The following is a 12,217-nucleotide window of genomic DNA, read 5'->3' on the forward strand; positions in this document are numbered from 1 at the left end:
GACTCTCCGCCCCACCACGGAACGAAGGTGTGATCGCACCACCATGTCCTCCCAAGACCCCGACAGTCGTCTTCTCCTGCTGATGCGCCACGGCAAGGCCGAGGGAGGCGGTGGACAGCTCGACCAGGAGCGCCGTCTCGCCGATCGCGGCGAGACGCAGGCCCGTCTGATCGGGGAGTACCTCGAGTCCCAGGGCGTGCATCCCACGCGGGTCCTCGTCTCGGAGTCGGTCCGCACCCGTGAGACCTGGGAGGCGCTGCGGTCGGTGATGCCCGGCTTCGACGGCAAGGTCACCTTCCACGAGGACATCTATGCCGGTGGACCTCTCGAGGTGCTTCACCGCCTCCAGGGCGTCAAGGACTCCCACGGTGTCGTGATGGTGATCGGGCATGAGCCGACCATGGCGACCCTGGTCTCCCACCTCGCCGACGACGACTCGGACCCCGGAGCCATGGCGCAGGCCCGCATCGGGATGCCCACGGGCGCCCTCGGAGTGCTCTCCGGCGCTCTGCCGCATTGGGGCGACCTGGGGGACGGCAGCCTCACGCTGCACACCATCGTGCGCCCCTGAGCAGCGACGATCGATGAGGCGGCCCGGTCCCGGAGGGATCGGGCCGCCTCATCGCATGCGCTGCCCGAGCCCGACCCAAGCGCGGGCTCAGCGACGAGCGGCGGCCTCCAGATAGGGCCAGGCCTCCATCTGGGAAGGCCCTTCGAGGATCACATCGGCGATCTCTCGCAGCGCGGGCTTGGCCCTCCAGGCGATGCCCGTGCCGGCGGCCTCGATCATCGCGCGGTCGTTGGCGCCGTCGCCCAGGGCGACGATCCGCTCGGCCGGCACGCCATGGCTCGCTGACAGCTCGCGCAGCGCGGCGAGCTTCGCGGTGCCGTCGACGATCGGCCCCTCGACCTCGCCCGTGAAGCGTCCCTCGCTCATCCCGAAGCGGTTGGCGATGACGTGATCGATGCCGACCTCGGCGGCGAGCTCGTCGATGACCTCGTGGAAGCCGCCTGAGACCAGAGCTGTCACCCATCCGGCGGCCTTCGCGCGGCGCATCAGCTCAACGGCTCCGTCGGTCGGCACCAGCACGGAGCGCACCTGGGCGAGGACCGACTCGTCCAGCCCCTCGAGGAGCTTCACACGAGCCCTCAGGGACTGCGAGAAGTCCAGCTCCCCACGCATCGCGGCGGTGGTGATCCGTTCGACCTCGTCGCGGACGCCGGCGTGCTCGGCGACGAGCTCGATCACCTCCTGGGTGAGGAACGTCGAGTCGACGTCGGAGATCAGCAGTCCGGTGGCGGTGCTCGTGGGGGTGCTGAGGTTGCTGGGGGTGCTCATGCTGGGTTCGGCGCTCGCGTTCGTCCTCGAGCCGGCGCGGTCTGCGCCGACGATCATCCTGGTGGATCCGATCATGCCGGACCTCGTCCCCTCCGTGCCGCCGCATCTCGCAGCGAGGGCATCAGAGGGTCAGTGCTCGATGACCGTGCCCTTGCCGATCACGGTGATGCCCGACTCCGTGACGACCCAGCCGCGCTCGCGATCCTCATCCGGGTCCAGGCCGATCTGGGTGCGCGGCGGGATCACCACGCCCTTGTCGATGATCGCCCGATGGATCTGGCAGTGACGGCCGACGGTGACGTCGTCCATCAGCACCGAGTCCGACACGCTGGACCACGAGTTGATGCGGACCCCGGGAGAGAGCACCGAGCTGGAGACCTGGGCCCCCGAGACGACCACGCCGGGAGAGATCACGGAGTCGACGGCGGAGCCGACGCGACCGGGACCTGCGTGGACGAACTTGGCCGGGGGAGCGTTGCGGTGGCCGGTGAAGGTCGGCCACTGGTCGTTGTAGAGGTTGAAGACGGGATGCACGGAGATGAGGTCCATGTGCGCCTCGTAGAAGGCGTCCAGGGTGCCGACGTCGCGCCAGTAGTCCCGGTCGCGGTCCGTGGATCCGGGGACGTCGTTGCGGATGAAGTCGTACACGGCGGCGTCGCCCGCGGCCACGAACGAGGGGACGATGTCCCCGCCCATGTCATGCGCGGAGCCGTCATCCCCGGCATCGCGGGTGACGGACTCGACGAGGGCGTCGGCGGTGAAGATGTAGTTGCCCATAGAGGCGAGGATCGAGGATGGGTCGTCGGCGAGCCCCTCCGTCGTCGTCGGCTTCTCGACGAAGGCGGTGATCGTCGTGGGATCCGAAGGATCCGTCTCGATCACGCCGAACTGGTCGGACAGCTCGATCGGCTGGCGGATCGCCGCGACGGTGCAGGACTTCCCGGACTCGATGTGGGCCTCGAGCATCTGCGAGAAGTCCATGCGGTAGATGTTGTCGGCGCCGACGACGACGACGTAGTCGGGCTTCTCGTCGTGGATGAGGTTCAGGGACTGGGCGATCGCGTCGGCCGAGCCGCGGAACCAGTGCTTCCCCGTGCGCTGCTGGGCGGGCACCGGTGCCACATAGTTGCCGAGCAGGGAGCTCATCCGCCAGGTCTGCGCGATGTGCCGGTCCAGGGAATGGGACTTGTACTGGGTCAGCACGACGATCCGCAGATAGCCGGAGTTGACGATGTTCGACAGGGCGAAGTCGATCAGGCGGTAGATGCCGCCGAACGGGACGGCGGGCTTGGCGCGGTCGAGGGTCAGGGGCATCAGCCGCTTCCCCTCGCCTCCGGCGAGGACGATGGCGAGGACCTTCTTGGACATGCATCGAGGATAATGCAGACGTGGCCCCGATCACGCCGCGTCCGGCGTCGATCATCGACCGATCGAAGGAGTCCGACGAATGCGCGTCGACCTGCTGACCAAGGAGTACCCGCCGGAGATCTACGGCGGGGCCGGAGTGCACGTCGCGGAGCTCACCCGAGTGCTGCGTCCCCGCCTCGACGTGCAGGTGCGGGCGTTCGGGGCCGATCGCGACGAGGAGGGCACCCATGCCTATCGCGCCCCGGCGGAGCTCGAGGGAGCCAACGCCGCCCTCGCCACCCTCGGCACCGACCTCCTGATCGCCCAGGACTGCGCCGGGGCCGACCTGATCCATTCGCACACCTGGTACGCGAACTTCGCCGGCCACATCGCCTCCCTCCTCCACGGCATCCCGCACGTGCTCTCGGCCCACTCGCTGGAGCCGCTCCGTCCCTGGAAGGCCGAGCAGCTCGGCGGCGGCTACCGCCTCAGCTCCTTCGCCGAGCGCAGCGCCTACGAGGGAGCTGCGGGGATCATCGCCGTCTCCGCGGGCATGCGCGATGACATCCTGCGCGCCTACCCGAGCGTGGATCCGCGCAAGGTGCACGTGGTCCACAACGGCATCGACATCGACGTGTGGCAGCCCAATCCGGAGACCGAGGCGCTGACCTCGCGCGGCATCGATCCCGAGGCGCCGACGATCGTGTTCGTCGGCCGCATCACCCGCCAGAAGGGACTGCCCTACTTCCTGCGCGCCGTGCGCGAGCTGCCCGAGGAGGTGCAGGTCGTGCTGTGCGCCGGGGCGCCGGACACCCCGGAGATCGCCGCCGAGGTCGACGGCCTGGTGGCAGAGCTGCAGCAGACCCGCCAGGGCGTGCACCTGATCACTGAGATGCTGCCCCGGGGCGAGCTCACCCAGCTGCTCTCCCATGCGACGACCTTCGTGTGCCCGAGCATCTACGAGCCGCTGGGGATCGTGAACCTCGAGGCCATGGCCTGCGGGATCCCCGTGGTGGCCTCGGCGACGGGAGGGATCCCCGAGGTCGTCGTCGACGGCGAGACCGGATACCTCGTGCAGCTCGAGCAGGTCTCCGACGGCACCGGCACGCCGGTGGATCCTGCGGCCTTCGTCTCCGACCTCGCCGCCGCCCTCACCCGCATGGTCTCCGATCCGCAGAGGGCGAAGCAGATGGGGGCGGCCTCACGTCGCCGCGCAGCCGAGCACTTCTCCTGGACGTCGATCGCGGATCGCACGCTGGAGGTCTATCGGACCGTGCTCGAGCAGCAGCGGCGCTGAGCAGCCCGCGGCTGCTCAGCGCCGAGCCGGGTGAGCACAGACCAGCTCAGACCAGCTCAGACCAGCTCAGCATGGACGATCCGCTCCACGACCTCGATCAGCGCCGTGCGGGAGGCGTCCCGCAGCTCGCCCAGCAGGCTGCGCCGGGCCGTCTCGTCGCCGAGGGAGACGGTACGGGCGGAGTCGTCGGAGAGCTCGTCCTGGACGAGCAGCAGCGTGCGGGCGGCGAGCACCAGGAGGTGGGAGTCCGCGGGATCGAGGTGCCTGGGCAGCCCCGTGGCCGCCCAGTGCTCGGGGACGCGGGCGAGCTCGACGGGCTCCTCTGGGACCAGGTCGAGGTCGATGCTGGAGGTCGCTGCGCGGCGCAGGGCGTGCAGGAGCTCCTCGCGGGCGGAGCCCGACGTGGCGGGCGGCGGCACCTGCGCCCCGACCGGGGCGTCGAACCGCAGCCAGGAGACCTTCTGCACCCTCCCGTGATCGGTGGGAGCGGGCGTGATCTCGGGGACGAGGGTGTGGTCGGCGATGCCTGCCGCAGTCACGACGATCGCCTGCTCCGCCTCGAGCGCTGCCGGCAGCGCCGCAGGCGGGCCGACGAGCCCCGCGATCCGCCCGGGCACGGGAAGCACCAGGCGCAGCTGTGCGAGCGGCAGGCGGCGCAGCGCGGTCAGCCAGTCGAACAGGTCGACGCCGCTCCCGCCGTCCTCGGTGCGGTCGGCCCCGCGGGAGAGCTCCGCGGCATCGTCGGGGCCGACGTCGCCGCGGAGATATGCGGCCGCCCACAGCATGAGCACGGCGGCACGCGGGAGAGCCAGCAGATCGCGGCCGGGATCGCGGGTCATGGAGCCACCTCCGAAGCCTGAGCGGACGCCGAGCCGCTGGTGGCTGGGCCGCTGGCAGCTGGGCCACCAGGGGGAGGGCCGGCAGGGACCGGGCCAGCAGGAGCCGGGCTCTCAGGCAGCGGTCCGGCGGGGACGAGCGCGACGCTGCGGTCAGCCGGGTCAGCCGGGTCAGCCGGGTCGATGCGGATCCTCACCGTCTGCCCGGGGCGGGCGTCCATCGGAACCCATGCGGTCACCGGCGGATCGATCATCTGCACCTCGACGCGGGTGGGGGCGTTCCGGGTGCCGTCCTCGCTCACCGACTCCTCCCGACGGTCGATGACGGTCGCCTCCACGACCTGTCCGGTCCATGATGCGAGAGCGGCGATCTCGACCAGGTCGATCGCCCGACGCTCGAGGTCGCCGCCGCGGCCTGCGGCCCTGCGCATCAGCTCGGGCAGCACCCCGATCGCCTCCAGCAGAGCCGGATCAGGGGCCATACCGCGAGAGTGCGCATGGCAGACCAGCAGCACGAAGCGGTCCACGAGCCGCCGCAGGGGAGCGGTGGTGTGCGCATAGGGTGCGGCGATCGCGGCCTGGACGGGATCGCCGGGGATCTCGTCGATGCTCGTGAACGCCGCGTACGAGGCTCCGCGGAAGAGGGACCCGGCCTGGTTCAGCAGCGCCAGGTGCGTCGGCTCGCGCCAGTCCAGCGTCCGCAGGAAGCGCCCATAGGGAAGATCCGTCGGCCAGGAGACGCCGAGCGCGTCGGCCTGATGGCGGAAGCGCCGCATGGCTGCGTCGTCGGCCGGAGGCATGGTCCGCAGGATCCCCGCCCCGTGCTCGACCATGAGGCCGGCTGCCGCCATCCCGGTCATCAGCGAGATCTGGGCGTTGGCGTCCTCGATGGGGGCAGGGCGCCGCCAGCTCAGGCGGACACGATCGCCGTCGGCCTCGACCTCCTGCTCGGGGATGCTCAGGCTCGCACCGCCCCTCTCGGCCTCCAGGACCGTGCGCAGGCCGCCGATCTCCTGCAGCAGGAGCATCTGGGGATGCCCCCTGCCGGCGTCGAGATCGATCTGCACGCCCTCGTAGTCGAGCTTCTCCTGCGAGCGCACGAGCGCCCTGTCGAGGGCGACGTCCGTGACCTCCCCGCGCCCGTCCAGCTCCAGGGTCCACACGAAGGCGGGAGCAGCCTGACCGGGCAGCAGCGAGGCGACGCCCTCGGAGAGGACCTCGGGATGCAGGGGGATGCGCCGGTCTGGGAGGTACACCGTCGCGCCCCGTCGACGCGCCTCATGATCGATGGCTCCGTCCAGCACGACGAAACAGGGCACGTCCGCGATCGCGTACCGCACCCGGTACCCGTCGCCATCACGCTCGAGATGCATCGCCTGGTCGAGGTCCGTCGACCCTGCCGGGTCGAGGGTGACGAAGGGGATGGAGGTGAGATCCCGGCGACCGGCGGATGAGTCGGCGATGCCGGTCGCCTCCGACGTCAGCGCACGCTCGGCGGCGGCCTCCGCCTCGGCGAGGACCTCGGCAGGGAACTCCACCGGGAGGTCCTCTCCGGCGGCGGCGAGCAGCTCGTCGACACCGCGGCGGATGTCATCGAGCGCGACGGATCCGCGCTCGGCGTGAAGGGACACAGGACGATGCGGCACAGCGGCCTCCTCGACGCTCGACGGTCGGCTGCTCCGGACCCGACGGCCAGCGGATCCGGGCCGCGCCAGTCTACGGCGGGGCGGCTCGGGCGATAGGCTTCCTGCCATGGCCTTCGCTGCAGCTTCCTTCACCGACGTCGTGGTCCGCCGCAACGGGCGCAACATCCTCGATTCCGTGTCCCTGGAGATCGCCGAGGGCGAGCGATGGGCGGTGCTCGGCCCCAACGGCGCCGGCAAGTCGACGATGATCCGCCTGCTGTCCACCCGCATGCATCCGACCTCCGGGACGGTCTCCGTGCTCGGCGAGCAGCTGGGGAAGGTCGACGTGTTCGAGCTGCGTCCGCTGATCGGCCTGGCCTCCCAGGAGCTCGCCGAGACGATCCCCGTCGAGGAGAAGGCGCTGGACGTCGTCGTCACCGCCGGATACAGCGTCGTCGGCCGCTGGCAGGAGCAGTACGAGGACCTCGACCTCGACCGCGCCCGCACCCTGCTGGAGGCCTTCGGCATGGGCGCCCATCTCGACCGCATGTTCGGCACCCTGTCCACCGGCGAGCGCAAGCGCGTCCTCGCCGCCCGCGCCCTGATGACCGATCCCGAGCTGCTGCTGCTGGACGAGCCCGCCGCGGGCCTCGACCTCGGCGGGCGCGAGTCCCTCGTGCGCACCCTCGGTCGCCTCGCCAAGGATCCGGCCACCCCGGTGACGGTTCTGGTCACCCACCATGTCGAGGAGATCCCTCCGGGCTACACCCATGTGGCGCTGCTGCGCCAGGGCGCGCTGGTGGCCGCCGGCCCGATCGACGAGACCCTCACCTCACAGAACCTCACCCGCACCTTCGGCCTGCCGCTCGTGGCCGAGAAGCGCGGCCAGCGCTTCACCGCCCGCTCCCTCTCCCTGGACTGACCGGTGGGGCAGAGCACCGACAGCCCGGCCGACGACACCGCCGACGGCTCCGTCCGGGAGGCCGACGCGCAGATCCGCCGCATCGCCGACGCCTCCGATCCCGCGCTCGACGACTACCTGCGGATGACGGACGTGCGCCTGCGCTCCCGCGTGGAGGTCGAGCGCGGACTGTTCATGGCCGAGAGCTACGAGGTCATCTCCCGCGCGATCGACGCGGGCATGGCGCCGCGGTCCTTCCTCATGTCCGAGAAGTGGCTCGAGAGGTTCGCACCGCTGTATGCACGCTTCCCCGAGGTGCCCGTGCTGGTCGGCGAGGAGCCCCTGCTCGAACGCATCACCGGATTCCACCTCCACCGCGGGGCGCTCGCCGCGATGCACCGGCCCGTCCTGCCGGACGCCGCCGAGCTCCTGGAGCTGCTGGAGAGCGCACGGACCGTGGTGGTGCTCGAGGACATCGTCGACCACACCAACGTGGGCGCCATGTTCCGCTCCGCCGCCGCGCTCGGCGTGGACGCGGTGCTGGTGACCCCGCGCTGCGCGGATCCTCTGTACCGTCGGTCGATCCGGGTGTCGATGGGCACCGTGTTCCAGGTCCCGTGGACCCGCCTCGGGGCATGGCCCCACGCCCCGCATCCGCCGGGGGAGCCCGCCCCGACGGACGGTGTCGATCTGCTGCACGAGGCCGGCTTCGACGTCCTCGCCCTCGCGCTCACCGAGCAGGCGGCGCCGCTGGACCGCGTGGACCTGGGCCCGGACCGCAAGGTCGCCTTCGTGCTCGGCACCGAGGGGCACGGCCTGCAGCCCTCGACCCTCGCCGCCGCGGACGAGCACGTGATCATCCCGATGGCCGGGGGAGTGGACTCGCTGAACGTGGCGGCGGCGAGCGCCGTGGTGCTCTGGCAGCGCCGGGCGAAGCTCACGTAGGGCCCGGACCGACCACGTCCGCAGCCCAGCGAGCGCGTCCGCATGCGCTCTCTCCCGAGTCCTGTCCGATGCTCAGCCCAGCTGGTCCGCGGGCCGCAGCAGGACCTCGTTGATGACCAGGTGGCGGGGGCGGGCCAGCACGAAGGCGATGATCTCCGCGACCTCGTCCGGGGAGACGGTCGCCGTGTCGTATCCCTTCTGCACGGCCTCGCGGGTCGCCGCGTGGGTGATGTGCGTGGGCAGCTCGGTGTCCACCACCCCGGGTTCGATCAGGGTCACGCGCACGTCCGGCAGCAGCTCCTGGCGGAGCGACTCGGACCAGCCGTCGATGCCCCACTTGGTGGCCGCGTAGACGCCGTTGCCCGCACGAGCGGTGCGCCCGGCCACCGAGGAGATGTTCACGATGTCACCGCCGCCCGCCGTGAGCTGGTCGAGAACACCTCGGTGGCGGTGATGGCGCCGAGCAGGTTCGCCTCGATCATCGTGCGGTAGTCCCGGTGCTGCTCCGAGGAGAAGGGGCCCAGCAGCATCGTGCCGGCGTTGTTGACCAGCACGTCGGCGCCGCCCAGCTCCTCCTGCACCCGCGCTGCGGCGGCCAGCAGGGCGTCACGGTCGGTGACGTCGGCCCGGATGGCGAGGGCCCCGTCGCCGAGCTCGGCGGCGAGGGCCTCGATGCGGTCGAGGCGCCGTGCGAGCAGCACCACCCGGCAGCCGTCGGCGGAGAGGGCGCGCGCGGTGGCGGCACCGATGCCGGAGGAGGCCCCGGTCGGCCGGTGCTCTGTTCGTCGTCCATATGCATCTCCTGAGCGATCGGTGCGGCAGGCCCGACGGCGTCGGGCCGCCCGTCGGCGGACCTGTCGGCCCGTCCGTCGGCACCATGCGACACCCGCCGGGCCGGACCGAGGAAGGAACGGCCAGTTCCTCCCTGCCGGGTGGCCTCCATCCCTGCGGTGGGACCGCTCACCGACCACGGAGGGAAGGACAGGCTCATGGAGACTTGCCTTCCGGGACCGCTCGGGGTCTCCGCCATCGGACGGGGATGCATGGGGCTGACGCCTCTCCCGGCTCCGGCTCCGGCTCCGGCCCTTCGTCCGTCGGACCATCCTGCGAAACTTCGTGCAGTTGTTCGAAGCATCACCCTTCACATCTTGAGGAGACACCCGTACACGCGTATTGTTCGAACGTCAGTTCGATTCATGTCGTGGTCGGGACCCGAGAGGAGGAGGGAGGACGGAGATGGTCATGTCCCTGCTCGCTCCGTGGGCGGCCTCAACCGGGGAGACAGCGGCCGACACGTCGGCGCAGTCGTCGCCGCATGCGTCAGCACATGCGGTGGAGCATGCGGAGAAGCTCGCCCGCGCGCGGGCCGCCCTCGGCGCAGCAGAGCGCAGCGCCGCCCGCTGGGGCGGACGGATCGACCGCACCGCGCTGCGCCATATCCCCGGCGGGGGCCATCCGTCCGACGAGGGATCGGGCCGGACCGCTCCCGTCGCCCCTGCGTCGGCGCCGGGCTCGGAGTCGGGCTCAGCATCGCTGCCCTCGGCCGACGGCACCCGGTTGGAGGTGCCGGCGCCGTTGGCCGCCCTGTTCCCCCGCACCGGTCTGCGCGCCGGCAGCTCCGTCGCGATCACGGGGACGGCGACCACCTCGCTGCTGATGTCCCTGGCCGTGGCCGCGACGGGGGATGACGGCTGGTGCGCGGTCGCCGGCATGCCCGATCTCGGGCTGCGCTCCGCGCTGGACACCGGACTGGACCCGCACCGCCTCGCGATCGTCCCGATGCTCGGGGAGCAGGCCCCGCAGGTGCTCTCCGCCCTCGCCGACGGGGTGGGCGTGCTCGTGCTGGGTCCGGACCTGGAGCTGGCACCGGCGCTGTGGCGGAGCCTGCTGGGTCGGGCCCGAGCCGCCGACACCCTGGTCCTCGCCGCAGCGCCCCCCGGTCGTGCGGATATCGCTCTGACCTCCGCCTCTCTCGAATGGCAGGGGCTCGGTGCCGGCAGCGGACGGATCCGCCGTCGGCGCCTGGAGGTCGTCTCCCGCGGTCGTGGCATCGCAGGGGAGAGCAGCGTCGAGGTGCTCCTCCCGCAGGCCATGGGCCTGATCGAGACCGTCGGCGGGTCCCGCCTCGAGCATCCCGAGAGCGCCTGGAGCGCTCAGGGCACACGGAGTGCATGGGCGTCCGGCGCGGAGGAGCGGGAGCGTCCCGCTCTGCACATGATGAGGCAGGCCGTGTGATGGCCGCGGGCCCTGCTGCGCGGACCGCCGCCGTGATCGTCCCGGAATGGCCGCTGCTGGCCGCACTGGACCGCCATCAGCGCCAGGCCGAGGCGGCGCAGTCGGCCGAGGCCGAGCGCCCCGTCCTGCTGATCGACCGCCATCGCGTCACCCATGCCGATGCCGCAGCCCGAGCGGCCGGGGCGCTGCCGGGGATGAGGCGCCGTGCCGCGCGCGCCGCCTGTCCGGAGGCACTCGTCCTGGAGGCCGACCGGGAGCACGAATCAGGCCTGTTCGAGCTGGTCGCCGCGGCCGTGGACACGGTCGCGGCCGGCGTCGACGTCCTGCGCCCGGGAGTTCTGCTGATGGCCGCCCGCGGCCCCGCCCGGCACCACGGCGGCGAGGAGGCCCTGGCCGAGCGGATCATCGACGCGGTCGCCGAGCTCACCGGATGGCACTGCGGCGTCGGCATCGCCGACGGTCCCTTCGCCGCGCTGCTCGCCGCGATCCCCGGCCGCATCGTCCGCCCCGGACGCAGCGCCGACTATCTCGCGCCGCATGCGGTCTCCGCACTGCACCAGGCGCCCGTCGGCCCCGGCTGGGGGCATCGCGGGCAGCCGTCGGCCGTGCGGGCGGAGCGTCCGCTGGACCTCGCCGAGACCGTCGGCCTGCTGCAGCGCCTGGGGATCGCGACCCTCGGAGACCTGGCCGCCCTGCCCGCAGCCTCCGTCGCCGACCGCTTCGGCCCCGACGTCGCCCTGCTGCATCTGCTCGCGCGAGGAGGGGAGCCCGCACCGCCGGCCGCCCATCACCCCGAGCAGCCCGTGCACGCGGAGATCGTGCTGGAGACCCCGCTGGTGCGCACCGACCAGGCCGCCTTCGTCGCCCGCCCGCTCGCCGAGCAGCTGCATGAGCAGCTCATCTCGCGAGGGCTGGTGTGCACGAGGCTGCGGATCCTCGCCCGCACCGAGGACGGGGAGGAGATGGAGCGCACCTGGCGGCATGACGGAGCCCTGTCCGTCACCGACATCGTGGACCGCATCCGCTGGCAGTGCGACGGATGGATCACCCGCGCGCGTCTGGGAGGACCGGCGACCGGCGCGATCACCCGGATCGCGCTCGAGCCCGTGCAGCTCGCCCCGGCGGGGGAGAGCGCGCCGGCGCTGTGGGGCGGTGCCGGCGAGGCGGCGCAGCGGGCCGAGCGCGCCTTCGCCCGTGCACAGGGACTCGCGGGGGAGGAGGCCGTGCAGGTCCCCGCCCTCGTCGGCGGACGCCTGCTGAGCGACGAGGTGCGTCTGGTGCCGTGGCGCAGCGAGCGGCCTGCCCGGAAGGACGGGCCATGGCCGGGCGCGCTGCCGCGGCCCGTTCCCGCGACCGTCTTCCGGGACCGTCCGGGCGTGCACCTGCTGGACGCGGACGGCACCCCCGTCGTCGTCACCGCCCGCGGTCTGCTCAGCGCATCCCCAGCGCTGCTGCGGATCGACGCTCCCGGCGCACCGGCCCTCGAGCGGGCTGGCCTGCGCACCGTCACGACGCACACGGTGCTCTCCCATGGGGCGCCCGTCGTCATCGACGAGCGCTGGTGGTCACCGGAGGGGACGCGCGGCGCCCGCATGCAGCTGCTGGTGCGCGCCCCGGACGGCGAGGACGTCGGCCTGCTGGCGCTCTCGCACACAGGAGCCTGGACGATCGAGGGCCTCTATGACTGAGCAC

General features: G+C 72.1%; 10 protein-coding genes and 1 pseudogene. 6 read left to right on the plus strand and 5 right to left on the minus strand.

What is annotated here, in order from left to right:
- Window positions 1-43 precede the first annotated feature (43 nt).
- Window positions 44-571, plus strand: coding sequence for a SixA phosphatase family protein (locus ACZ5AJ_RS06480; RefSeq protein ID WP_464138164.1), 528 nt, complete (start codon window positions 44-46; stop codon window positions 569-571).
- 87 nt (window positions 572-658) lie between these two features.
- Here the strand turns inward: ACZ5AJ_RS06480 and serB are convergent, their stop codons facing one another.
- Together serB and glgC are read right to left on the minus strand one after the other, a co-directional pair.
- Window positions 659-1,414, minus strand: a complete 756-nt coding sequence (gene serB, locus ACZ5AJ_RS06485; protein ID WP_464138165.1) for a phosphoserine phosphatase SerB — start codon at window positions 1,412-1,414, stop codon at window positions 659-661.
- Window positions 1,415-1,468: 54 nt separating this feature from the next.
- The gene (gene glgC / locus ACZ5AJ_RS06490) at window positions 1,469-2,707 is read right to left on the minus strand and encodes a glucose-1-phosphate adenylyltransferase (RefSeq protein WP_464138167.1); all 1,239 of its coding nucleotides are present in this window, start codon (window positions 2,705-2,707) and stop codon (window positions 1,469-1,471) included.
- 79 nt (window positions 2,708-2,786) lie between these two features.
- On the opposite strand from glgC, the gene glgA reads away from it, so the two are divergent.
- Window positions 2,787-3,983: a glycogen synthase gene (gene glgA, locus ACZ5AJ_RS06495; protein WP_464138168.1), complete on the plus strand. Its 1,197-nt coding sequence runs from the start codon at window positions 2,787-2,789 to the stop codon at window positions 3,981-3,983.
- 56 nt (window positions 3,984-4,039) lie between these two features.
- Here the strand turns inward: glgA and ACZ5AJ_RS06500 are convergent, their stop codons facing one another.
- Together ACZ5AJ_RS06500 and ACZ5AJ_RS06505 are read right to left on the minus strand one after the other, a co-directional pair.
- Window positions 4,040-4,822: a hypothetical protein gene (locus ACZ5AJ_RS06500; RefSeq protein WP_464138170.1), complete on the minus strand. Its 783-nt coding sequence runs from the start codon at window positions 4,820-4,822 to the stop codon at window positions 4,040-4,042.
- The gene (locus tag ACZ5AJ_RS06505; RefSeq protein ID WP_464138171.1) at window positions 4,819-6,465 is read right to left on the minus strand and encodes an RNB domain-containing ribonuclease; all 1,647 of its coding nucleotides are present in this window, start codon (window positions 6,463-6,465) and stop codon (window positions 4,819-4,821) included. Before ACZ5AJ_RS06505 ends, ACZ5AJ_RS06500 begins: the two co-directional genes overlap by 4 nt.
- A 106-nt stretch (window positions 6,466-6,571) precedes the next feature.
- Between ACZ5AJ_RS06505 and ACZ5AJ_RS06510 the strand changes: the two genes are divergently transcribed.
- Together ACZ5AJ_RS06510 and ACZ5AJ_RS06515 are read left to right on the plus strand one after the other, a co-directional pair.
- Window positions 6,572-7,366, plus strand: coding sequence for an ABC transporter ATP-binding protein (locus tag ACZ5AJ_RS06510; protein WP_464138173.1), 795 nt, complete (start codon window positions 6,572-6,574; stop codon window positions 7,364-7,366).
- Window positions 7,367-7,489: 123 nt separating this feature from the next.
- Window positions 7,490-8,290, plus strand: a complete 801-nt coding sequence (locus tag ACZ5AJ_RS06515; RefSeq protein WP_464138706.1) for a TrmH family RNA methyltransferase — start codon at window positions 7,490-7,492, stop codon at window positions 8,288-8,290.
- Window positions 8,291-8,362: 72 nt separating this feature from the next.
- Here the strand turns inward: ACZ5AJ_RS06515 and ACZ5AJ_RS06520 are convergent.
- Window positions 8,363-9,393: pseudogene (locus ACZ5AJ_RS06520) on the minus strand (SDR family oxidoreductase).
- 139 nt (window positions 9,394-9,532) lie between these two features.
- Here ACZ5AJ_RS06520 and ACZ5AJ_RS06525 point away from each other — a divergent pair.
- Window positions 9,533-10,525 carry a hypothetical protein gene (locus ACZ5AJ_RS06525; RefSeq protein WP_464138175.1) on the plus strand — a complete coding sequence of 331 codons (993 nt, stop codon included), beginning with the start codon at window positions 9,533-9,535 and terminating at the stop codon, window positions 10,523-10,525.
- A complete protein-coding gene (locus ACZ5AJ_RS06530; RefSeq protein WP_464138176.1) occupies window positions 10,525-12,213 on the plus strand; it encodes a DNA polymerase Y family protein in 1,689 nt (562 codons plus the stop codon). The genes ACZ5AJ_RS06525 and ACZ5AJ_RS06530 overlap by 1 nt, the downstream gene beginning before the upstream one ends.
- Window positions 12,214-12,217 lie beyond the last annotated feature (4 nt).

It is taken from the genome of Brachybacterium zhongshanense (genome assembly GCF_055385755.1).